The sequence below is a fragment of the Pseudophaeobacter arcticus DSM 23566 genome (genome assembly GCF_000473205.1).
Lineage (GTDB): Bacteria > Pseudomonadota > Alphaproteobacteria > Rhodobacterales > Rhodobacteraceae > Pseudophaeobacter > Pseudophaeobacter arcticus.
The window spans coordinates 4,177,497-4,199,694 of record NZ_KI421507.1; the positions used below are offsets into that span (position 1 = coordinate 4,177,497).

The following is a 22,198-nucleotide window of genomic DNA, read 5'->3' on the forward strand; positions in this document are numbered from 1 at the left end:
CTCGCGCCCCCCACGCGCTCATGTAGCGCCGGACCCTTCAATTTATAACCCGGAGAGCCTGATGACGGCAAAACCTACGGCCGGACAATCGATCCTCGAAACGGTAAAGACCATTGTTTATGCCCTTTTGATTGCTGGGGTCTTTCGGACCCTGTTTTTCCAACCCTTCTGGATCCCCTCGGGGTCGATGAAGGAGACGCTGCTGATTGGTGATTTCCTCTTCGTCAACAAGATGGCCTATGGGTATTCTTACGCCTCCTGCCCCAGCGTGCGGATCGGTGCGATTGGGCTGAATATCGACGCCGAAGACATCTGTGGCTTTCTCGACAATGACAATTCTCGCTTGTTGGGCTCTGACCCCGAGCGCGGCGATGTGGTTGTCTTCCGCCATCCGGTCACCGGGACCGACTTTATCAAACGGCTGATTGGCCTGCCGGGTGACAGTATCCAGGTGAAAAACGGCGTGTTGTTCATCAATGGCACAGCCGTAGGGCTAGAGGATGCGGGCAACTTTGAGGAAGCCATGGCGCCGCAGGGGCCACAGGGCTCCCGCCCGCGGTGTGAAAATGCGCCTGTGGGCCTTGGCGGAAGCTGTCTCAAATCGCGCCAGATTGAGACCTTTCCAAATGGCAATACGCATGCGATCCTCAATATTGGCAATCAGTCTGCGGACCACACTGGCGTCTATAAAGTCCCCGAGGGGCATTTTTTCTTCATGGGCGACAACCGCGACAATTCCAGCGACAGCCGTCTGGCACAGACTGCTGGTGGCGTTGGCTTTGTTCCGCTCAAAAATCTGATTGGGCGCGCGGATCGTATCATGTTCTCTTCTGCCGGCCGCTCCATGTTGTTTTTCTGGACCTGGCGTTCTGACCGCTACTTCAAGGGGATCGAGTGAAACTATCCAAAGAAATGCGCGTCTTTGAACAGCGGATCGGGCACCAGTTTGCCCGGCCCGAGCTTTTGGTGCGCGCCTTGACCCACCCCTCCGTTTCCTCTCCAAACCGCAAGGATAACCAGCGTCTGGAGTTTCTCGGCGACCGTGTGCTTGGCCTGGTTATGGCAACAGCCCTGCTGGAGCATGACAAAGACGCCAGCGAAGGCCAGTTGGCGCCGCGGTTCAACGCCCTGGTGCGCAAAGAAGCCTGCGCCGATGTCGCCCGCGAGATCGAACTGGGCGAGGTGCTGAAACTGGGCCGTTCGGAAATGATGTCCGGCGGACGGCGCAAGCTGGCGCTGTTGGGCGATGGCATGGAGGCGGTGATTGCCGCCGTTTACAAGGACGCAGGGTTTGAAGTCGCCCAGGCGATGATCCTGCGCCTCTGGGGCGCGCGCATTCACCAGGTCGAAGCCGACGCCCGTGATCCCAAAACCGCGCTGCAGGAATATGTCCAGGCGCGCCGTCAATCGCCGCCTGACTATGTGCAGGTGGGGCGCGAAGGCCCGGATCACCAACCTATCTTTACCATTGCTGTTCGGCTCGAAGATGGCACCGAAGAGCGCGCAGTTGCGGGCTCAAAACGTCTCGCAGAACAGGCCGCAGCCAAGGCGCTCTTGGCACGTTTGGAGCAATCAACATGACAACACGCGCCGGGTTCGTCGCCCTGATCGGAGAGCCCAACGCGGGCAAATCCACTCTTCTCAACCGGATGGTCGGGGCCAAGGTCTCGATTGTCACCCATAAGGTCCAGACCACCCGCGCCCGGGTGCGCGGCGTTGCGATGGAAGGCGAGAGCCAGATTGTTTTTGTCGACACCCCCGGCCTGTTTCAGCCCCGCCGCCGTCTGGATCGCGCCATGGTCGCCGCGGCCTGGGGCGGCGCTGCCGATGCTGAAATTGTGCTGCTGCTGGTCGAGGCCCACCGTGGCATCACCGAAGGCGTGGAGCGCATTCTCGAAGGTCTCGCGGATGTGGCCCAGGGCCGGACCGTGGCCCTGGTGATCAACAAGATCGACCGGGTGCAATCCGAGGTGCTGCTTGGCCTTACCAAGGGCCTGAACGATCGCTTTGATTTTGCCGAAACCTTTTTGATCTCTGCCGAGCGTGGCCACGGGGTCGAGGTGCTGCGCAGCTGGCTGGCCAAGACGCTCCCCGAAGGTCCCTGGCTGTATCCCGAAGACCAGATCGCCGACCTGCCAATGCGGATGATCGCAGCAGAAATCACCCGTGAAAAGCTGACCCTGCGTTTGCACCAGGAGCTGCCCTACCAGATGACGGTCGAGACCGAAAACTGGGAAGAGCGCAAAGATGGCTCCGCCAAGATCGACCAGGTGATCTATGTGGTTCGCGATGGTCACAAAGGCATCGTTCTGGGCAAGCGCGGCGAAACCATCAAGGCGGTTTCGCAGGCCTCCCGCGAAGAGCTGACTGAGTTCCTGGGCCGCAAGGTGCATCTGTTCCTGCAGGTCAAAGTGCGCCCCAACTGGCTGGAAGAGGCCGAGCGCTACTCGGAAATGGGACTGGACTTCAAAGACGGCAACTAGGCGGGGCGCGCTCTGCACAGGGCGCGTACCACCCTTCATCTTTCCCTAAATATCTCCGCCGGAGGCTCCGGCGGCTGCCACAGATGCGGCGGCCTGCGGCGGGGATCACACCAGAGGCCCCGCAATGCCCCGACTGACCGCCCGTTTCTGGGTTGATGCCTATCTTGCACGTCTGCGGTTTCAGGAGATCCCTGGATTTGTCACTGCCCATGGCGATGACACCGCAGGCGCGGTGCTGGTCAAACTGAACACTCTGGACGGGCAGGCGCAGTCGTTTCACCGCTCCTACGATCTGATGAGCGGCGCGCGCAAATGGATTGAACATGCCAGCGGCGTCGAGGCCGATGTTGACGCCGCGATCCGGCGGCAGCAGGAATTTGATCCGGATCTCTGGGTGATCGAGGTCGAGGACCGCGCCGGCCGTCATCTGCTGGATGAACCGGGGCTGGAATAAGCCCAGTTTTGAATAAACCCGGTCTTGAATAAATCCGGTCTGGGCGCCCATCTGTCAAAGGCGATGGCGGGGCTTGCTGTTGCTCTGCTGTTCGGGTCTGATGGCCTGGGCTGGATCCGTCGGGGCCGGATCGCGCAACCAGGGGAGAACAGCAGTGGAATGGCGTGATCATGGCATTTTACTGTCCAGCCGTCGCCATGGGGAAACGGCAGTGATCATTGATGTCTTTACCGAGGCCCATGGCCGCCACGCCGGTATTGTGCATGGCGGTGCCAGCCGCAAAAAGGCGCCGGTGCTGCAACCGGGGGCGCAGCTGGATCTGTTGTGGCGGGCCCGGCTGGAGGATCACCTGGGCAGCTATCAGGCCGAACCGCTGCGCAGCCGTGCGGCTGCGGCCTTTTCTGGTCGTATGGCGCTGGCGGGGCTCAATGCGGTGACGGCTCTGTTGGGGTTTTGCCTGCCCGAGCGCGAAGCCTACCCGGACCTTTACAAACAGTCCGAGCAATTGCTGGATCTTCTGGAGCAGGCCGAGCTCTGGCCCCTGGCCTATCTGCGCTGGGAAATGGCCCTGCTCAAGGAGATGGGGTTTGGGCTTGATCTCAGCGCCTGCGCGGTGTCCGGGCGCAATGAGGATCTGGCCTATATCTCGCCAAGGACGGGGCGGGCGGTGTCTGTGCAGGAGGCCGGGCAATGGGTCGACCGCCTGTTGCCGCTGCCGCCGGTCCTGCGCGGGATAGGCAATGCCGCGGATCATGAGGTGGCGCAGGGGCTGCAGACCACCGGGTTTTTTCTGTCAGAGCGGCTGGCGCCCAGTCTGGGGAACCAACCGCTGCCCCAGGCCCGCAGCAGGTTTATTGACGCATTCATGCGCCGATTGCCGGGCAGTTGAAGCTTTATAGGCGCGCCAGGTCAGGAAACGGCGCTGCTGGGCGGGGCCACCCCTAGCCCGGCTCTCTTCTTGTCGACTGCCGGGGTTATTCCGGCTGTGTTGCCCCTGTGATCAGGTCCACAATCCGGGTGGCAATTGCATCGCTTCCCTTGACCGAGGGGTGGATCATATCAAAGGCGTGGTAGCTGCGATCCCCATGCGGCACCAGATCGGCCAGAGACAGGAAATAGACGCCGTCGTCACGGGCCGCCATCCGGGCTGCGCGCCGATCCAGCTCTTCGCCTTCGTCCTTGCAGTATTCAATGGGAGAGCCGAGTCCGGGGCTGCGCAGATAGCCGGTGTAGATCACCTTTGCCCCCTTGTTGCGCAACCGGGTCACAAGGTCAGGAATTGCGCCGCTGCTGCCATCCCCGGAGGCCAGCCGGTCCATCTTGCGCCGACATGCGGTGCAGCCACAGCCCAGCCACAGATCATTGCCGCCGCCATTCAGCACCACCCAGTCCCAATCGCCTGCACCCTTGGGCATTTGTTTGGGAATACTCAATCCGGCTGCCCCACTGACGGGCAGGCGATAGATCATTCGTGCCGCAGAAACCGAGCGATCCGTGACCTCGACCTGCAGACGTTTCTCCATCACGTCTGAGACCGCGCGCTGGGACGTGCCATTCCAGGCCATCAGCGAATCGCCCATCACCAGAACCCCGCTTTTGGGGTTCTGGGGCGCGCGCTCACCACAGCCGGAAAGGGCAAGCATGGCACAGAAAATATAGAATAACCGAGACAGAAATTGAGGCATGGGCACGGGGCTCACTTGGGTTGGAACTGAGGTTCTGAATGCAATCGCACCGGGTGTCGTTAACCAATAAAAAGCATCAAGGCAGAGGGTAAGGCAAAGCCGGGGCATTTTGGGGGCAGCAGGCCTGATGTGGAGATCGCGTCGAAGAGGCGCCAGGAACAAAAATGCCCGACCAATGGCCGGGCATTTTCAGGGGTCTTGCAGCAAAGGGGTCAGGCCAGCAGGCGGCGCGCAATGACCTGTGCCTGAATTTCCGCAGCCCCTTCAAAGATATTCAGGATCCGTGCATCACAGAGCACCCGGCTGATTTTATACTCCAGCGCAAAACCATTGCCGCCATGGATCTGCAGGCCGTTGTCGGCGGCGGCCCAGGCAACACGGGCGCCCAGCAGTTTTGCCATGCCGGCTTCCAGATCGCAGCGATGGCCGTGATCCTTTTCCCAGGCGGAAAAATAGGTCAGCTGACGCGCGACCATGATCTCGACCGCCATCATCGCCAGCTTGCCAGAGACGCGGGGGAAGTTGATCAGGCTCTTGCCGAACTGTTTGCGGTCCTGGGCGTATTGCATGGCGATATCCAGCGCCGACTGGGCCACGCCGATGGCGCGGGCCGCCGTCTGGATCCGGGCGCTCTCAAAGGTCTCCATCAGCTGTTTAAAGCCCTTGCCTTCGACACCGCCCAGCAGGTTTGCCTGTTTCACGGCAAATCCGTCAAAGGCCAGTTCGTATTCTTTCATGCCGCGATAGCCCAGAACTTCGATCTCGCCGCCAGTCATGCCGGGGGTGGGGAAGGGCTCCGCATCGGTGCCGGGGGTTTTTTCCGCCAGGAACATCGACAGGCCTCGGTGATCGGTGGTGTCGGGGTCGGTGCGCGCCAGCAGGGTCATCACATGGGTGCGGGCCGCATGGGTGATCCAGGTCTTGTTGCCGGTGACCTCATAGTCGCCCGCCGCGTTTTTCACCGCACGGGTGCGCAACGAGCCAAGGTCGGAACCGGTGTTTGGCTCGGTGAAAACAGCCGTCGGCAGGATCTCGGCGCTGGCGATCTTGGGCAGCCACTGCTCTTTCTGCTCATCCGTGCCACCACAAAGGATCAGCTCAGCAGCGATTTCCGAGCGGGTGGCAAGAGAGCCCACACCGATGTAGCCACGCGACAGCTCTTCGGAGACCACAACCATCGAGGCCTTGGAGAGGCCAAAGCCGCCAAATTCTTCCGGGATGGTCAGGCCAAAGACGCCCATCTCGGCCAGCTCTTCGATGACCTCCATCGGGATCAGCTCATCCTTCAGGTGCCAGTCGTGGGCGTGGGGCTCGACCTTGTCCGAGGCATAGCGGCGGAACTGATCGCGGATCATTTCCAGCTCTTCTTCCAGACCCGAGGCGCCAAACATGGTGGCCCCGGCCTGCTCTTGCATCATTTCGGCCAGACGGCTGCGTGCGGCCTGGGTATTGCCAGCCTCGGTGAGGGTCACAACAGCCTCGGTGCGCAGTGCGGTCCAGGCCTCCTGACCAAGGCCAAGATCCTGAAGGCGCAGAATTTCACCCTGGTTCATCTGGATGCCGCCCTGAACCTGCGCCAGATATTCGCCAAAGGCGATCTGGTGGATCAGCTGTTCCATCTCGCCAAAGGCGCCATCGCTTTGCAGTTTGTCGGCCCAGTGCTGCATCTGGCGCAGCGAGTAGACATAGGTGGCAAGCCAGGACAGCCCGTGCGCGGCGGTCTGGTTTTCTTCGATCAGCTGGCCCGAAACACGGCCCTCTTGGGTGACCAGATTGCGCACCGCAGTCCGGGCGGCCTCCAGGGTCGCTTCGAGGGGAGCAATTGCTGCGCCGGTGAGTGTCAGCAGATCGGGGAGCACAATCGGTTTCATTTGCAGGTCCTGTCCGTCATGAGCCATTGAATCACGTCCTTCTTTGGTCGCTAAGGTGGTAAATCACTTTGCAGGTGCAGCGCAACAAAAATACGCCGCACTGCGGCAAAATGATAAAAAGTTGCGTGACGGAAATTTACGCTGCACCGTGGTTCTCTCTGCGCCAATGGGATGATAGGGCAGGGGCATGGACCAGTTTTTCTCGCTTCTCTCTGCCACTGATTTGGCCTTTGCCTTTGCTATTGCCCTGCTTGCAGGCACGGTAAAGGGCATGGTGGGTTTTGCCCTGCCGATGATTCTGGTCTCGGGGTTGAGCCTGTTTATCGCACCCGAGCTGGCGCTGGCGGGGCTGATCCTGCCAACCCTGGTGACCAACTGGATGCAGGCGTTGCGACAGGGGGGCGGGGCGGCCTTTGCCTCGCTGCAACGGTTTCGCCTGTTCCTGCTGGCCGGGCTGGTCTTTTTGCTGCTCAGCGCCCAGATGGTACGGGTGCTGCCACAGCAGGTGATGTTCCTGGCCATTGGTGCGCCGGTGACCCTGTTTGTATTATTGCAGCTGTTGGGGGTGCCCCTGACCCTGGCCAAGCCGACACCACGGGTTGAGGTCATGGTTGGCGCCTTTGCCGGGTTGATCGGCGGTGTTTCCGGCGTCTGGGGGCCACCCACGGTGGCCTATCTGACGGCGCTGGGAACCGAAAAAAGCGAACAGATCCGGGTGCAGGGGGTGATCTACGGCATGGGCGCCTTTGCCCTGTTGTTTGCCCATATGGGGTCGGGTGTGATGCGCATCGAGACCCTGCCGTTTTCGATCCTGCTGATTGTCCCGGCAGTGCTGGGCATGTGGATTGGCGGCATGTTGCATGACCGCATTGATCAAAGAGTTTTTAAGCAAGCCACGTTAATTGTTCTGCTTCTGGCCGGGCTCAATCTGTTGCGTCGCGGGTTGATGTTGTAGGCTGGCCGTGTTGGCCGACAGGCCGGTCTGGCAGGCAGGGGTAACCAAGGAACACTAAAAGCGCAATGCAGCGGATGAATGCAGAACGACTGGCTTCGGGCACAATCCTGATTGCCGTGTTGGTGCTGGGCCTGAAACTGGTGGCCTGGTGGCTGACGGATTCGGTGGCACTGCTGTCGGACGCGCTGGAGTCGTTTGTCAATGTTGGCGGTGCGGTGATGGCCTGGATGGCGGTGCACTACGCCAAAAAGCCCGCAGATGTCGGCCATCCCTTTGGCCACTATAAGGCCGAGTATTTCTCGGCTGTTCTCGAAGGTATCATGATCATCATCGCAGCGCTGCTGATTGTTCAGCAGTCGGTGCAGGCGCTCGGCAATCTAAGCGAGACGGCAGAGTGGGGCCGCGCCGGGCTGCTGGTCAACGGGGCTGCCCTGGTGTTGAACCTGCTTTGGGCGCGGCTGCTGATCACCCGGGGCGGGGCGCTCAACTCTCCGGCGCTGATCGCCGGCGGGCGCCACCTGATGAGCGATGTCTGGACCTCGGTTGGGGTTTTATTCGGGCTGGTGCTGGCGATGGTGACCGGATGGGCCATATTAGACCCGCTTTTGGCGCTCTTGGTGGCGGTAAATATCCTGCGCGAAGGCTACGGCGTTGTTGCCTCCTCGGTGAATGGGTTGATGGATTCCGCCGCCCCCGAGGAAGAGCGGGCCCGGATCGAAGAGGTGTTGCATCACGCGGCTGCGGGGGCTTTGCAGGTGCATGGGCTGAAAACCCGCCGTGCCGGTGTCGCCCTGTTTGTCGAATGCCACATGGTGGTGGAGGGCACGATGACGGTGCAGGCCTCTCACACGATCTGTGACCGCATCGAAGAGCGCATCCAGACCAGCTTTCCAGAGGCGCAGGTCACCATTCACGTGGAACCCGAACATAAGCTGGAACCATCGGGCATCGCCCCGGTGTAGGGCGGCCTGTGAAGCGTTTGCATTTTGCCGCGCGCTCCCGTTTAACCGCCCCATAGAGAGTGGCAGTCACGGGAGTTGGGCGCGATGGCGATGGAATGGGACAGGTTGTTGAATGCGGGGCGTCTGTGCCGCCCGGAGTATACCGAGGACCCTGGCCGTCCGGCCTATGTGCAGGACTATGATCGCATCCTGTTCTCAGAGCCTTTTCGTCGGTTGGCGCAAAAGACCCAGGTGCATCCGCTCTATGAGCATGACCATGTGCACCACCGGATGATCCACTCGCTGGAGACAGCCAGTGCCGGGCGCTCGCTAGGTGTGCTGGCGGGGCAGGCGATGCTGGAGCAGGGCCATATCACCGAGGCGCAGCGCGAGGTGATTGCCGGCACGGTTCAGGCGGCCTGTCTGGTGCATGACATCGGCAATCCGCCCTTTGGTCATTCCGGCGAGGACAGCATTGGCCAGTGGTTTGCGACGCAGTTTCAGACGGGGAACGGCGTTGCCAGAGCGGTGCCAGCGGCCCGGCAGGCGGAGTTTGAGGCCTTTGAGGGCAATGCCCAGGGCTTTCGCATCGCGGCGGCCCTGGAAATGGCGCGGCGCGACGGCGGCATGCGCCTGTCCTATGCGACCCTTGCGGCATTTATGAAATACCCCTGCACCGCCGAGGCACAGAAACTGGCGCGGCAGGGCAGCAACGGGAGCTATGTGGGGCTCAAGAAATTTGGTGTCTTTGGGTCAGAGGCGGCATTGTTTGCCGAGGTGGCCGAGGCAACAGGGCTGCGCAGTGACGGCGCCGGGCCGGGCAAATACTGGCGGCGCCACCCGCTGGCCTTCCTTGTCGAAGCGGCGGATGACATCTGCTATCGGATCCTGGATCTGGAAGACGCCGCCACGGTGGGCGATCTCGGCACCGGCCAGGTCATCGACTGTCTGGAAATGATTGCAGGTAAGCCGAACCGGGCGGATGACGCGGCGATGACAGCGCGCGAAATTGTGGCGATGCGCCGGGCCAGCGCCATCCATCAGGCGATCATAGCTGCGGTTGCCGCCTTTATGGACAATTACGATGCCATTATGGCTGGTGAGTTCAACGAAGGTCTGATGGAGGTCTCCTCAAAGGCGGAGGCCTTTGACCAGATGAAAGAGATTTCAAACGCACGGATCTTTACGGCGCGGCGCAAGACCGAGCTGGAGATTGCCGGGCGTCAGGTGATCTTTGCGGTGCTGGAGCATTTTCACGGGCTTTATGGCGATCTGCGCGCCTGTGATTGGGATGTGGAGAGGTTTCTGGCCGACCATGGGTATTGGGCCAAATTGGTGCGGGCGGTAGATCTGGACCTGCGCGGCATTACGGACGAATATTCGGCGATGCATAGCCTGGCGGATTTTGTCTCCGGCATGACCGACCGCTATGCGGTGAAGGTGCGGGACATGGTGGCAGGGCGGATCTGAAACCGCCTCCAAATCAGAGTATTCAGACCCAAAAAAACCCGGCCAGTGGCCGGGTTTTCCATTTCTGCGGTGACACCGGGCCTTAGCTGATCGCGGCGGCTTTTACGTCTTCGTCGATAAAGGGCAGATACTGCTCGAAGTTGTTGGCGAACATTTCAACCAGTTTGGCGGCCTGTTTGTCATAGGCGGCCTGATCGTCCCAGGTGCGGCGCGGGTCCAGCAGGACTTCGGCAACGCCGGGCACCGAAACAGGTACGTCAAAGCCAAAGTTGCTGTCTTTGCGGAACTCGACCTCGGCCAGGCTGCCTTCGAGTGCGGCCGTCAGCAGCCCGCGTGTGGCGCGGATCGGCATCCGCGAGCCAACGCCGTAGGCGCCACCGGTCCAACCGGTGTTGACCAACCAGCAGGTTGCCCCATGCTGGGCGATCTTTTCACGCAGCAGGTTTCCGTAGACTTCGGGGCGGCGTGGCATGAACGGCGCGCCAAAGCAGGTGGAGAAGGTGGGCTCGGGTTCGGTCACGCCGCGCTCGGTGCCCGCCACCTTGGAGGTGAAACCAGACAGGAAGTGGTACATCGCCTGCGCCGGGGTCAGACGCGCAATGGGAGGCAGCACGCCAAAGGCATCACAGGTCAGCATGATGATGTTCTTGGGGTGGCCGCCAATCGCGGTTTCCGAGGCGTTGGAGATATAGTGCAGCGGATAGGCGCAGCGCATGTTTGCCGTCAGGCTGTCGTCTTCAAAATCGAGCTCTTTGGTCTCTTCGTCAAAGACCATGTTTTCGACCACGGTGCCAAACTTGGTGGTGGTGGCGTAGATCTCGGGCTCGGCTTCGGGGTTGAGGTTGATGGTCTTGGCGTAGCAGCCGCCTTCAAAGTTGAAGGTGCCATTGTCTGCCCAGCCATGTTCATCATCGCCGATCAGCACCCGGTCAGGGTCAGCGGACAGGGTGGTCTTGCCGGTGCCGGACAGGCCAAAGAACACGGCGGTGTCGACCGGGTTGCCCTTGGCGTGGTTGGCCGAGCAATGCATCGGCATGATGCCTTTTTCAGGCAACAGGTAGTTCAGCAGGCTAAAGACGGATTTTTTGTTCTCACCGGCATATTCGGTGCCGCCGACCAGGATGATCTTGCGATCAAAGTTCATCGCAATGACGGTTTCGGTGCGGCAATCGTGACGCTTGGGGTCAGCCTGGAAGCTGGGGCAGTTGATGACGGTGAAGTCAGCAACAAAATCGTCCAGATCTTCGCGCGCGGGGCGCCGCAGCATGGTGCGGTTGAACAGCCCGTGCCAGGCGAGTTCGCTGATCATGCGCACATTGATCGAATGCTTGGGGTCGGCGCCGCCAACCAGATCCTGCACGTGGTAGTCGCCACCCTTCATGTGTTCCAGCATATCGTCATAGAGATTGTCAAAGCCTTCAGGCGACATCTCGGCGTTGTTTTCCCACCAGATGGTGTCTTTGACGCTGTCGGTTTTGACGACGTGCTTATCCTTGGGGGAACGACCGGTGAACTTGCCGGTGGTCACCAGGAAGGCGCCGCCGTTGCCCAGAGTGCCTTCTTTGCCCAGCACCGCTGCTTCGACCAGTGCAGGCTCCATGAGGTTGTAATGGACATTGCCCAGACCCTCGATACCTTGATCCTCGAGGCGGAAATTCGGGTTAACCCGTCCAGATGCCATGTGTTCTCTCTCCTGTGGCGGTTGTCATCAACCGCATGCATTTAAAGCCGCGCCCCAAAGGCAGATCGGGGCAGAAGTGCCGGTAGCGACACCGGTTAGGCTGCTCATAACATGACGTTTCCATGACTGAACAGGACGGTTTGGCGCAGTTAGCGCCATCACAGCGGAGTTTAGCGCAACCATCTGCCGCGATGGTGGATCGCTGTTCACTGTTCAGCGGATGATAAGACATTTTTGCCCTAATTGTGGCCAAAGAGAGGCCTGATTCGCCAATGGGGATTGATTCGCCACGCAAGACGGGCGATGAAAGGTTAAAAATAATGACAATATAATGAGCAGATTTAGGGGCAGATCCGATGTCGAAGATTGCTTTGGTGGATGATGACCGCAACATTTTGACTTCCGTGGCGATGACACTGGAAGCCGAAGGGTTTGAGGTGGAAACCTATAATGATGGGCAGGCCGCGCTGGATGCCTTTAACAAGGTGCTGCCGGATATGGCCGTGCTGGACATCAAGATGCCGCGCATGGACGGCATGGATTTGTTGCAGCGCCTGCGTCAGAAAACCCAGATGCCGGTGATCTTCCTCACCTCCAAAGATGATGAGATCGACGAGGTCCTGGGCCTGCGCATGGGGGCAGATGACTACGTCAAAAAGCCCTTCTCGCAGCGTCTGCTGGTCGAGCGCATTCGCGCCCTGTTGCGCCGCCAAGAGGCGCTGAACAGTGATGAGGCCGGAACCGAGGCCCCAGAGACAAAAGTGATGGACCGTGGCAATCTGCGGATGGATCCACTGCGCCACGCGGTCAGCTGGAAGGGCAAGGACGTGTCGCTGACGGTGACCGAATTCCTGCTGCTGCAGGCTCTGGCGCAGCGCCCCGGCTTTGTCAAAAGCCGCGACCAGCTGATGGATGTGGCCTATGATGATCAGGTCTATGTGGATGACCGGACAATCGACAGCCATATCAAGCGGCTGCGTAAGAAGATGCGGACAGCTGATGGCGATTTTGCTGCGATCGAGACCCTCTACGGGATCGGGTATCGCTATAATGAAGAATAAGACCTGCAGTCTTTCCCAGGGAGGCGTGCAATAATGCGTGACACTGGCATGACACCAAGACGGCAAGATGGAGATGTGGTTCTGGGCGACGACTGGATCGCACCGGATCAGACTGTTGCTGCCGAAATGCAGGTGAAACGGGCGCGCCGCGGGTTTTTCTCTTTGAAAGGCTCACCTCTGACGCGCAAGATCATCACCTTCAACCTGATTGCCCTGATTATTCTGGTCGCCGGCATTCTCTACCTGAACTCCTCGCGGCAAAGTCTGGTAAAACAGCGGGCCGGGGCTCTGGTGGCCGAAGTGTCGTTGCTGGCCGATGTTTTTGAGGCGGTATTGCCCTCCTCGGGGGCGGTCAGCCTGACAACGGGCGATGGCATTGACCCGGTGCAGGTGCTTGATGGCGTGGCCCTGCGCGGCGGGGTCGAGGCCTTTGTCTTTGACACCTCGGGGGTGCTGGTGGCGCAGGTGACCGGGGTCAACCGGCCTGACGCGTTGAATGCGTTGAACGAGGGCGCCAAGAGCCGCACGTTGATTTCCGACGGGTTGTCGACGCTCTGGACGACGTTGGGCGGGGTGTTCCAATCCCAAACTGCCGACGAGGGCCACATCAAGCCGCTGCAGGAACAGTTGCAGGCCTTGGTGCAGCATTCCTTGACCGAAGGCGCCAAGATCGAAGTGGTCGGGGACACCAGCGGCGGAACGGTTTTATCTGCGGTGGCGCCGATTCTCAGCAATGGCACGGCCATCGGGGTTGTGGCGCTTGCCTCGCCTTCCGGTGAGATCGACGCCCTGGTGCGCGGCGAACGGGAACGGGTGTTGCAGATCTTTATCATTGCCCTGCTGGTCTCTGTCGGGCTGAGCCTGGTATTGGCCTCGACCATTGCCAATCCACTAGCGGATCTGGCCGAGGCCGCCGAGCTGGGGCGCGAGCGGGATTCCCGCAAGGCACAATCGGGGCGTATTCGCATCCCAGACCTGTCGGCGCGCCCGGATGAGATCGGCCGGTTGAGCCGGGCCCTGCGTGGCATGGTCAAGGCGCTGTATAGCCGGATCGACAGCAACGAACAGTTTGCCGCCGATGTGGCGCATGAAATCAAGAACCCTCTGGCCAGTCTGCAATCCGCCGTCGGCACCCTGCGGATGGTCAAACGCGACGACCAGCGCGAAAAGCTGCTGGAGGTCATCGAACATGATGTGCGCCGTCTGGACCGGCTGGTGAGCGATATCTCCAATGCCTCGCGTCTGGATGCTGAACTGGTGAAAGAGGAAGAGGACGAATTTGATCTCCTGCAAATGCTGACCAATCTCAACCAGTACCTTGGCGAAGACGCGCGGGCCAAGCAGATCGACTATATCACCGATCTGCCGCAGCGCCCGGTGATGATCCAGGGGTTGGAGGCGAGGCTGGCACAGGTCTTTGTCAATCTGATCACCAATGCGATTTCCTTTTGCGAAGAAGGCGATGCAATCCGCGTCTGGGCGCGCCGACGGGACAACCGGGTGCTGGTCGTGGTCGAAGACACCGGCCCGGGCATTCCGGAACAAGCGCTGGCAAAGATTTTCAAGCGGTTCTACTCGCAACGCCCGGATGAGCATTTTGGCAATAACTCCGGCCTTGGGCTGGCGATTTCCAAACAGATTGTCGAAGCCCATGGCGGTGTGGTCTGGGCCGAAAACATTCGCCCCACCGAGGCCGATGTCACCTCTGAACCCCTGGGCGCACGATTTGTTGTTGGCCTGCCTGTCTGATCTGTGATGGCGCCGCGCTCCCCCAGTCTCACCCTGCATGCCAGTTGTGTGGCTCTGGGTGGACGTGGGGTCTTGATCCGGGGGGCCTCGGGCAGCGGTAAATCTTCGCTGGCCTTGCAGTTGATGGCCTATGGGGCGGATCTGGTGGCAGATGACCAGGTGCAGATCTGGCAACAGGATGCGGGTATTTATGCCAGATCCCCCGGAGCCGGGGGGCTTATCGAAGCGCGATTTGTTGGGATACTGACCGTTGCTGCGGTCACAGAAACCGCGATCTGTGCGATCATCGACCTGGATCAGGTCGAGACCGAGCGCCTGCCCGCTATGCGTCACGAGGAGCTATTGGGGCAGCAGATCCAGATCTTTCGCCGGATAGAGGACAGCCATTTTGCTGCTGCTGTGATACAGTTTCTCAAATCCGGAGCTTTGGATCCCGATGCAAAACCCTGACTGGCGGTGTGGCAATGTCTGACACCAAGGTAACCCCGATTGTTCTGGTGACCGGCCCCTCGGGCGCCGGGCGTACAACTGCGATCAATGTGCTCGAAGATCTTGGCTATGAGGCCATTGATAACCTTCCTTTACGGCTGTTGCCGGGGCTTGTGTCGGCGGCTGGTGGCGCCGGGCCCATGGCCCTGGGGATGGACAGTCGCAACCGTGATTTTTCCCCGGCGGCGCTGCTGGAGGTCTTTGACATGCTGGAAGCGCGTGAGGACTGTGACCTGTCGGTGCTCTATCTGGATGCCCGCCCCGAGGTATTGGTGCAGCGCTATTCGGAAACCCGGCGGCGCCATCCGCTGTCTCCGGGGGAAACGCCCGAACTGGGGGTGCAACGGGAGCTGAGCCTGATGGGTGCGATCCGCGACAGGGCCAGCCTGTTGCTGGATACCTCGGATATGAATGTGCATCAGCTAAAGGCGGAGATCGAGCATCTCTTTGTGCCTGCGGGTCGCAAGCTGGCGCTGTCGATCCAGAGTTTTTCCTATAAACGCGGGGTGCCGCGCAGCGTTGATATGGTGTTTGATTGCCGGTTTCTGAACAACCCCTACTGGGACCTGAGCCTGCGTGGACTAGATGGGCGCGATGCGGCTGTGCAGGCGCATGTACGGGGGGATCCGCGCTATGAAGGCTTCTTTGCGCGGGTGCTGGAGATGACCCTGTATTTGCTGCCGGCCTACCGCGAAGAGGGGAAATCGCACCTGTCAATCGCGTTTGGCTGCACGGGGGGACAACATCGCTCGGTTACTCTGGCAGAAACCCTTGCAAAAGCCCTTGCAGAAGAGGGCCAGCAGGTGTCAATTAGACACCGCGAGCTGCGAGGCTAGCAGGATACGGAGTTGCAGGATTGATCGGGATCGTGATCGTGGCACATGGCGGGCTGGCAAGGGAATACCTGGCCGCAGTCGAGCATGTTGTAGGGCCTCAGCCCAACCTTTTGTCCGTTGCCATCGCCCCTGATGATGACCGTGAAGACAAACAATGCGAAATCTGCGCGGCGGCGGATCAGGTGGATACCGGTGACGGGGTTGTCGTGGTGACAGATCTCTATGGCGGGTCCCCTTCGAACCTCAGCCTGCGGGCCTGCAAACCGTCGAACCGGCGCATTCTTTACGGTGCAAATCTGCCGCTTTTGATCAAGCTGGCCAAATCTCGCAATCTTGTCGTGGGAGAAGCCGTGCGTCAGGCGATGGAAGCTGGGCGTAAGTATATTAATTCTCGAAACATCAACCCCGATGGGGAGCAGGCGCACTAAATGGCTTTGAAGACATTGAAAATCGTGAATGAAAAGGGGCTGCATGCCCGTGCCTCTGCCAAACTGGTGGAGGTTGTCGAAGGCTTCGACGCCACGGCAGAGGTCTCAAAGGACGGACTGTCTGCCTCTGGGGACAGTATTATGGGGCTTTTGATGTTGGCAGCTTCGAAAGGAACGACTATTGACGTCGAGACTTCGGGGCCGGATGCTGGTGCTCTGGCTGATGCAGTGGAGGCCCTGGTGGCTGATAAATTCGGCGAGGGGTTCTAATCTCGGCTCCCCTCAATTGACAGGAATGGCACGGTGGCGGATACGGCACATGAGCAGAGCACCGGTGTTACACCGGAGACCGAAAAGGGCACCGGTGAGGTCTATGACCGCCGCACGTTGACCTATGCCAATTCTTTTGACGATCGCTGGACCTCTTTGGCCATCAAGGTCATCGAGTGGATGACCGGCAAGCTGACCATTATGCGCATGGTCAAGAAGTTTGAAAATCAAAACGCGGAATACCGGGGGCAAAAGTTCTGGCGCGGTGCGCTCAATATCATGGGCATCGACCTGATGACCCCGGAAGAGCAGATCAAACGCATCCCCAGCGACGGTCCGGTGGTGATTGTCGCCAATCACCCCCACGGTATGGTCGACGGCATGATCTTTGCCGATCTGATCGGGCGGGTGCGTCAGGATTACCGGATTTTGACCCGGTCAGTGCTGACCGGTCTCGATGAGGCTGCAACCTCCTTTATGATCCCGGTGCCCTTTCCGCATGATCCGGATGCGCAAAAGAAAATGGTCGAGATGCGCGCCAAGACCATGACCCACCTCAAAGCCGGAGGGGTTGTTGCGCTGTTCCCGTCGGGGGTGGTGATGTCTTCGCAGACCTGGTTTGGTCCTGCGATCGAACAGGAATGGAATGTCTTTACCGCGCAACTGATCCGCCGCTCTGGCGCGCGGGTGGTGCCGATCTTTTTCCCCGGCCGCAATTCACGCAGCTATCAGATCGCCAATAAAATCTCGCCGATCCTGCGGCAGGGCCTGCTGCTGCATGAGATCGTGCGCTCTTGTAATAAACCCCAGGCGCCGGTTGTCGGGGAGGTCCTGACCGAGGCGCAGATGGAGCGGCTGCAAAGCGATCCACGTGGGTTTATGGCCTGGCTCCGCGCGCATACGCTGGGTCTTGGCCAAAAGAGCTGAGACGGGCTTCTGTTGAGGTTGGTTTTCAGCTTCTGAGTCACCAAAGCAGCAACTTCAAAGCCCGCATCTCCTGATCCCTGCGTGACAGCGGCTTGGCCCTGCCCCAAGCAAAATGACGGTATCCACGCCCAAAGGGCGCGGAGCCTCCGCAATTTGGCTTGTGCCCTGTCCGCGCCGCCGTCCTGCGGGCGTCAGGCGATGAGGGCTCCGAAGCAGCAGTTCCGGATCGGGCCTAGCGGGTTGGGACGGGGGATTCGCCGCGGTAGTCATAGAACCCGCGTTGGGTCTTGCGCCCCAGCCAGCCAGCTTCTACATATTTGGTGAGCAGCGGGCAGGGCCGGTATTTGGTGTCGGCCAGACCCTCGTGCAGCACGTTCATGATGGCGAGGCAGGTGTCCAGACCGATAAAATCAGCCAGCTCTAGCGGACCCATCGGGTGGTTGGCGCCCAGTTTCATCGACTCGTCGATGGATTTGACCGATCCGACGCCTTCATAGAGAGTATACACCGCCTCGTTGATCATCGGCATCAGGATGCGGTTGACGATAAAGGCCGGGAAGTCTTCGGCGCTGGCGGCGGTTTTGCCGAGGCGCTCCACCACGGCCTGGCAGCTGGCAAAGGTCTCTTCATCGGTGGCAATGCCGCGGATCAGCTCTACCAGTTGCATCACCGGCACCGGGTTCATGAAGTGGAATCCCATGAAGCGCTCGGGGCGGTCGGTGCGACTGGCCAGGCGGGTAATCGAAATTGATGAGGTGTTGGAGGTGAGAATCGTATGCGGCTGCAAATGCGGCTGCAGATCCTCAAAAATCGCCTGCTTGACGGTTTCACGCTCGGTTGCGGCCTCAATCACCAGATCCGTGGCGCCGATATCAGCCAGAGTCAGCGTTGTGGTGATCCGGGCCAGCGCCTCGGTAACATCTGTTTCGGCGATTTTGCCACGGCTGGCCTGACGCGCCATGTTTTTGTGAATGGCGCTGACCGCAGCATCCAGAGATTGTTGGCTAATGTCATTCAAAACAACATCATAGCCTGCCAATGCCGTGACATGAGCAATGCCATTGCCCATCTGGCCTGCGCCAATGATGCCGATCTTTTTGATATCCATGCCAGTGGCTCCCAGTTTGCCTGCCTGGCAACCTTATCGGGGGCTTTGGGGCAGACACAAGGCTGCACGTCTGGAATTTTAGGTGAAATTTAACTTTAGGGAATTTGCAATCTTTCACCACCAAAGTGAACCTTGGGTGAATAAATTGGTGGGAACTATGAGCTATGAAACCAAAAGCGCTGGCGCGCTTTCGGGTGGAACGTGCTGCTATGCGGGATCGCGCTTGCCAGTACGTGGCCCCCAAAGAGATCTAGACAGTCCATATATCGCTTTTCTTGGTGGAACAGAGGTGTTTGGTCGGTTTGTGAAGACTCCCTTTTCGGATGTAAGCGAATCTTTGTTAAAAACCTCCTGCGTGAACCTGGCTGCGGTGAACGCAGGTCTGGACACCTTTGCCTGCGACAAGGCGCTGCTGGAGGTTGCGCGGGGGGCAGAGCTTTGCGTGGTGCAGGTGCTGGGGGCGCAGAATGTCTCCAACCGCTATTACCGGGTGCATCCGCGGCGCAATGACCGTTTCCTGCAGGCGCAGCCCGCGCTCAAGACGCTGTTCCCAGAGGTGGACTATACCGAATTCCACTTTAACAAACATTTGCTGACCACCTTGCAGGCGCTTTCCGAGGAGCGGTTTGCTGAGCTGCGCCGACATCTTCAGGACACCTGGGTTGAGCGCATGGCGCAGGTGATTGCGACGCTGGAGGGACGGGTTGTACTGCTCTGGGTGCGGTATAACCTCAAAGGCAATGCCGCCTTTAATCACGAGCCAGTCCTGGTGGAGAACAATATGATCCAGGCCCTGCAGGACCGCACCATGGGGGTGGTGCAGGTCGATGTGGCGCCCGCCGGTCTGGTGGATGATTTTGACGGAATGACTATGGGGGAGTTGGACTTTCCTGCGGCCCAGCATGTATTGGGCCCAAAAGAACATGCGCGTATTGGCAACGCCCTGGCTGAGAAGTTGCAGGGCCTGCTGTGATCTTTGGTTGGTCGCGCGGGTAGTATCGCAGCGACAGGCCGTGGCAGAGGCTGGCAGCAACCGGCAGCACCCGGGAACAGTGCGGCGTTTCAGAAGACCCAAAAAAAACGGGGCCAGCAGTTTCTGCGGGCCCCGTTCCTAATAGTGCTGCAGCCTGGGATTGCCCCGGGTTGCAACTGTTCGCTTAGCCGAGTTTTTCGGTCAGCTCAGGCACGGCTGTAAAGAGATCGGCAACCAGGCCAAAGTCAGCAACCTGGAAGATGGGTGCCTCTTCGTCCTTGTTGATTGCGACGATCACTTTGGAGTCTTTCATGCCGGCCAGGTGCTGGATCGCACCGGAAATACCGATGGCGATATAGAGATCAGGCGCCACGACCTTACCGGTCTGGCCAACCTGCCAGTCGTTGGGGGCGTAGCCGGAATCGACCGCCGCCCGCGAGGCACCAACCGCAGCGCCCAGCTTGTCGGCCAGACCTTCGATCAGTTTGAAGTCTTCCTCAGAGCCAACGCCGCGACCACCGGAAACAACCACGCCAGCCGAGGTCAGCTCGGGGCGGTCAGATGCGGCGACCTTGTCTTCGACCCACTCGGACAGGCCGGGGTTCTCAGCGGCACCAATGGTGTCAACCGAGGCAGAGCCACCCTCGCCAGCCGCGTCAAAGGTCGCGGTGCGGAAAGAGATAACTTTCTTTGCATCCGAGGATTTGACGGTCTGGATGGCGTTGCCTGCGTAGATGGGACGCTCAAAGGTGGAGCCGTCAACAACAGCTGTCACATCCGAGATCACCATGACGTCCAGCAGCGCGGCCACGCGGGGCAGCACGTTTTTGGCGTCGGTGGTGGCGGGGGCAACGATGTGCTCATAGTCGCCAGCCAGCGAGACGATCAGCGCCGCTGTGGGTTCCGCCAGGCGGTGGCCAAGCGATGGGTCTTCGGCAACCAGAACGCGTGACACACCAGCGATTTTGGCGGCTTCGGCACCAGCTGCGGCGGCCGAAGCACCAGCGGCCAGAACGGTCACGTCGCCCAGAGCTGCGGCAGCGGTCACAGCCTTTGCGGTTGCGTCCAGCGCCAGGGCGCCATCGGTGACTTCAGCAAGGAGAAGAACAGCCATTACACAGCCCCCGCTTCTTTGAGTTTCTCGACCAGCTCATCAACAGAGCCAACCATGATACCGGCGGCACGGGCCGCTGGCTCGGTGGTGGAAACCACTTCCAGGCGCGGTGTGACATCGACGCCGTAATCGGCGGCAGTCTTTTCGGCCATTGGTTTTTTCTTCGCCTTCATGATGTTTGGCAGCGAAGCATAGCGTGGTTCGTTCAGACGCAGGTCAACGGTGACGATGGCAGGCATGTTCACCTTGATGGTCTGCAGACCGCCGTCCACTTCGCGGGTCACAACAGCCTTGTCGCCGTCGATGTCCAGCTCAGAGGCAAAAGTCCCCTGCGACCAGCCCAGAAGGGCGGAGAGCATCTGACCAGTGGCATTCATATCGTTGTCGATTGCCTGCTTGCCAGCCAGAACCAGGCCGGGCTGCTCTTCGTCGACGATGCCTTTGAGGATCTTGGCAACCGCAAGCGGTTCAATGTCGCTGTGAACGTCGTCAGCAGCAACAACCAGGATGGCGCGGTCGGCGCCCATTGCCAGGGCAGTGCGCAGGGTTTCCTGAGCTTGCTTCACGCCGATGGAAACAGCAATGACTTCATCAGCCTTGCCTGCTTCCTTGAGGCGGATGGCCTCTTCGACAGCGATTTCGTCGAAGGGGTTCATCGACATTTTGACGTTGGCGAGATCGACACCGCTTCCGTCCGCTTTGACGCGGACTTTCACGTTATAGTCAATCACGCGTTTGACAGGCACGAGTACCTTCATTTTGCGTTCTCTCCTTAACAAACGGCACACCGCCGAAACGGGCACCCTCTATGCTCTCGCGCTGTTGATACCGGCTCAGTCCGGGGCACAACAGAGAAAAATCGTCACGTTGCAGTTCGCAGACGTCGTGTTTTGTCTTTTGCCACGACAATCTTGCAAGAATGTTTCGTGGTGGCTGCTCGCATTTCGCATGGGTCACGCGAAATCGGCTGGCGGTTTGCTCCGGTGTGACGGGTCCCGGAGCAAGAGATAGCTAGGCGCGAATCGTCCGCCTGTCGATGGGTTTCCGCGCAGATGACGCTGCGGCGCAGCATGTGACGCGGGGTGCTTTTGTGACGAGACAGGCCACAGCCCGCGTCGGGGAGGTGGCTCAGCGGTTGGCGCCAGGCACCCAGAGCACGTCATTGGCGCCATTGTCATTGGCCTGGCGAGAGGCGACAAAGAACCAGTCTGACAGGCGGTTCAGATAGGTCACCACCACCGGGTTGATCTCGGCGACCATGGCCAGCTCTGTTGTCAGCCGTTCGGCGCGGCGCGCCACGGTACGACAGACATGCAGATGCGCCGCCAGGGCGCTGCCTCCGGGCAGGACAAAGCTGCGCAGGGGTGCCAGCGCCTTGTTCATTGCATCAATCTCGCTCTCTAGCCGGTCGACCTGGGACTGCACAACGCGCAGCGGCGGATATTCGGCTTCGGCGTCTTTCTCCATCTCGGGGCGGCAGAGATCCGCGCCCAGATCAAAGAGATCGTTCTGAATGCGCGACAGGGCGGCGTCCATGTCGCCGCTTGCCTCCAGGCGGGCAACCCCGATAAAGGCGTTGAGCTCATCCGAGGTGCCATAGGCGTTCACCCGTGCATCATGTTTGGCAACGCGTGCGCCATTGCCAAGCGCGGTATCGCCCTTGTCGCCAGTGCGGGTGTAGATCTTGTTCAGTACAACCATGG

At 59.9% G+C, this 22,198-nt stretch carries 23 protein-coding genes; 16 read left to right on the forward strand and 7 right to left on the reverse strand.

The window, feature by feature from the left end:
• The first annotated feature begins 61 nt into the window (after window positions 1-61).
• The 5 genes from lepB (at window position 62) to recO (ending at window position 3,826) form a co-directional block, all read left to right on the forward strand.
• On the forward strand, window positions 62-898 hold the full coding sequence (lepB, locus tag ARCT_RS0124680; protein ID WP_027242501.1) for a signal peptidase I: 837 nt from the start codon (window positions 62-64) through the stop codon (window positions 896-898).
• Window positions 895-1,581, forward strand: a complete 687-nt coding sequence (gene rnc / locus ARCT_RS0124685; protein WP_027242502.1) for a ribonuclease III — start codon at window positions 895-897, stop codon at window positions 1,579-1,581. Before lepB ends, rnc begins: the two co-directional genes overlap by 4 nt.
• On the forward strand, window positions 1,578-2,483 hold the full coding sequence (gene era, locus ARCT_RS0124690; RefSeq protein WP_027242503.1) for a GTPase Era: 906 nt from the start codon (window positions 1,578-1,580) through the stop codon (window positions 2,481-2,483). Before rnc ends, era begins: the two co-directional genes overlap by 4 nt.
• Before the next feature lie 124 nt (window positions 2,484-2,607).
• Window positions 2,608-2,937, forward strand: a complete 330-nt coding sequence (locus ARCT_RS0124695; protein ID WP_027242504.1) for a DUF1491 family protein — start codon at window positions 2,608-2,610, stop codon at window positions 2,935-2,937.
• 154 nt (window positions 2,938-3,091) lie between these two features.
• Window positions 3,092-3,826, forward strand: coding sequence for a DNA repair protein RecO (gene recO / locus ARCT_RS0124705; RefSeq protein WP_027242505.1), 735 nt, complete (start codon window positions 3,092-3,094; stop codon window positions 3,824-3,826).
• Between the two features lie 85 nt (window positions 3,827-3,911).
• On the opposite strand, the gene ARCT_RS0124710 is transcribed toward recO, so the two are convergent.
• Together ARCT_RS0124710 and ARCT_RS0124715 are read right to left on the reverse strand one after the other, a co-directional pair.
• A complete protein-coding gene (locus ARCT_RS0124710; protein ID WP_240476381.1) occupies window positions 3,912-4,580 on the reverse strand; it encodes an SGNH/GDSL hydrolase family protein in 669 nt (222 codons plus the stop codon).
• Window positions 4,581-4,834: 254 nt separating this feature from the next.
• A complete protein-coding gene (locus ARCT_RS0124715) occupies window positions 4,835-6,520 on the reverse strand; it encodes an acyl-CoA dehydrogenase family protein (protein WP_027242507.1) in 1,686 nt (561 codons plus the stop codon).
• A 160-nt stretch (window positions 6,521-6,680) separates the two neighbouring features.
• Between ARCT_RS0124715 and ARCT_RS0124720 the strand changes: the two genes are divergently transcribed.
• From ARCT_RS0124720 to dgt, 3 genes are all read left to right on the forward strand, one after another.
• Window positions 6,681-7,448 carry a sulfite exporter TauE/SafE family protein gene (locus ARCT_RS0124720; protein ID WP_027242508.1) on the forward strand — a complete coding sequence of 256 codons (768 nt, stop codon included), beginning with the start codon at window positions 6,681-6,683 and terminating at the stop codon, window positions 7,446-7,448.
• 65 nt (window positions 7,449-7,513) lie between these two features.
• On the forward strand, window positions 7,514-8,410 hold the full coding sequence (locus ARCT_RS0124725; RefSeq protein WP_027242509.1) for a cation diffusion facilitator family transporter: 897 nt from the start codon (window positions 7,514-7,516) through the stop codon (window positions 8,408-8,410).
• 90 nt (window positions 8,411-8,500) lie between these two features.
• On the forward strand, window positions 8,501-9,859 hold the full coding sequence (dgt, locus tag ARCT_RS0124730) for a dGTP triphosphohydrolase (RefSeq protein WP_027242510.1): 1,359 nt from the start codon (window positions 8,501-8,503) through the stop codon (window positions 9,857-9,859).
• 82 nt (window positions 9,860-9,941) lie between these two features.
• Here dgt and ARCT_RS0124735 read toward each other — a convergent pair whose 3' ends face one another.
• A complete protein-coding gene (locus ARCT_RS0124735; protein ID WP_027242511.1) occupies window positions 9,942-11,540 on the reverse strand; it encodes a phosphoenolpyruvate carboxykinase in 1,599 nt (532 codons plus the stop codon).
• Between the two features lie 356 nt (window positions 11,541-11,896).
• Here ARCT_RS0124735 and ARCT_RS0124740 point away from each other — a divergent pair, with 356 nt between their 5' ends.
• The 7 genes from ARCT_RS0124740 to ARCT_RS0124770 are packed head-to-tail and all read left to right on the forward strand — an operon-like array spanning window position 11,897 to window position 17,300.
• The gene (locus ARCT_RS0124740; RefSeq protein WP_027242512.1) at window positions 11,897-12,601 is read left to right on the forward strand and encodes a response regulator transcription factor; all 705 of its coding nucleotides are present in this window, start codon (window positions 11,897-11,899) and stop codon (window positions 12,599-12,601) included.
• 33 nt (window positions 12,602-12,634) lie between these two features.
• On the forward strand, window positions 12,635-14,350 hold the full coding sequence (locus ARCT_RS0124745) for a sensor histidine kinase (RefSeq protein ID WP_027242513.1): 1,716 nt from the start codon (window positions 12,635-12,637) through the stop codon (window positions 14,348-14,350).
• 6 nt (window positions 14,351-14,356) lie between these two features.
• Window positions 14,357-14,800 (forward strand): HPr kinase/phosphorylase, encoded by a 444-nt coding sequence (locus ARCT_RS0124750; RefSeq protein ID WP_036785416.1) that lies wholly within the window; start codon window positions 14,357-14,359, stop codon window positions 14,798-14,800.
• A gap of 14 nt (window positions 14,801-14,814) precedes the next feature.
• Window positions 14,815-15,675: an RNase adapter RapZ gene (rapZ, locus tag ARCT_RS0124755; RefSeq protein ID WP_027242515.1), complete on the forward strand. Its 861-nt coding sequence runs from the start codon at window positions 14,815-14,817 to the stop codon at window positions 15,673-15,675.
• 20 nt (window positions 15,676-15,695) lie between these two features.
• The gene (locus ARCT_RS0124760; RefSeq protein WP_027242516.1) at window positions 15,696-16,103 is read left to right on the forward strand and encodes a PTS sugar transporter subunit IIA; all 408 of its coding nucleotides are present in this window, start codon (window positions 15,696-15,698) and stop codon (window positions 16,101-16,103) included.
• Window positions 16,104-16,373 (forward strand): HPr family phosphocarrier protein, encoded by a 270-nt coding sequence (locus tag ARCT_RS0124765; RefSeq protein WP_027242517.1) that lies wholly within the window; start codon window positions 16,104-16,106, stop codon window positions 16,371-16,373.
• 33 nt (window positions 16,374-16,406) lie between these two features.
• On the forward strand, window positions 16,407-17,300 hold the full coding sequence (locus tag ARCT_RS0124770; protein ID WP_027242518.1) for a lysophospholipid acyltransferase family protein: 894 nt from the start codon (window positions 16,407-16,409) through the stop codon (window positions 17,298-17,300).
• 232 nt (window positions 17,301-17,532) lie between these two features.
• Here ARCT_RS0124770 and ARCT_RS0124775 read toward each other — a convergent pair whose 3' ends face one another.
• On the reverse strand, window positions 17,533-18,408 hold the full coding sequence (locus tag ARCT_RS0124775; protein ID WP_027242519.1) for a 3-hydroxybutyryl-CoA dehydrogenase: 876 nt from the start codon (window positions 18,406-18,408) through the stop codon (window positions 17,533-17,535).
• Between the two features lie 157 nt (window positions 18,409-18,565).
• On the opposite strand from ARCT_RS0124775, the gene ARCT_RS26830 reads away from it, so the two are divergent.
• Window positions 18,566-19,381, forward strand: coding sequence for a DUF6473 family protein (locus tag ARCT_RS26830; RefSeq protein WP_036785418.1), 816 nt, complete (start codon window positions 18,566-18,568; stop codon window positions 19,379-19,381).
• A gap of 184 nt (window positions 19,382-19,565) precedes the next feature.
• Here the strand turns inward: ARCT_RS26830 and ARCT_RS0124790 are convergent, their stop codons facing one another.
• The 3 genes from ARCT_RS0124790 to ARCT_RS0124800 all read right to left on the reverse strand — a co-directional run bounded on the left by ARCT_RS0124790 (window position 19,566) and on the right by ARCT_RS0124800 (window position 22,196).
• On the reverse strand, window positions 19,566-20,495 hold the full coding sequence (locus tag ARCT_RS0124790; protein WP_027242521.1) for an electron transfer flavoprotein subunit alpha/FixB family protein: 930 nt from the start codon (window positions 20,493-20,495) through the stop codon (window positions 19,566-19,568).
• Complete coding sequence (locus ARCT_RS0124795; protein ID WP_027242522.1) at window positions 20,495-21,253, reverse strand: electron transfer flavoprotein subunit beta/FixA family protein; 759 nt, start codon at window positions 21,251-21,253, stop codon at window positions 20,495-20,497. The genes ARCT_RS0124790 and ARCT_RS0124795 overlap by 1 nt, the downstream gene beginning before the upstream one ends.
• Before the next feature lie 370 nt (window positions 21,254-21,623).
• Window positions 21,624-22,196: a cob(I)yrinic acid a,c-diamide adenosyltransferase gene (locus tag ARCT_RS0124800; protein WP_027242523.1), complete on the reverse strand. Its 573-nt coding sequence runs from the start codon at window positions 22,194-22,196 to the stop codon at window positions 21,624-21,626.
• Between the last annotated feature and the right edge of the window lie 2 nt (window positions 22,197-22,198).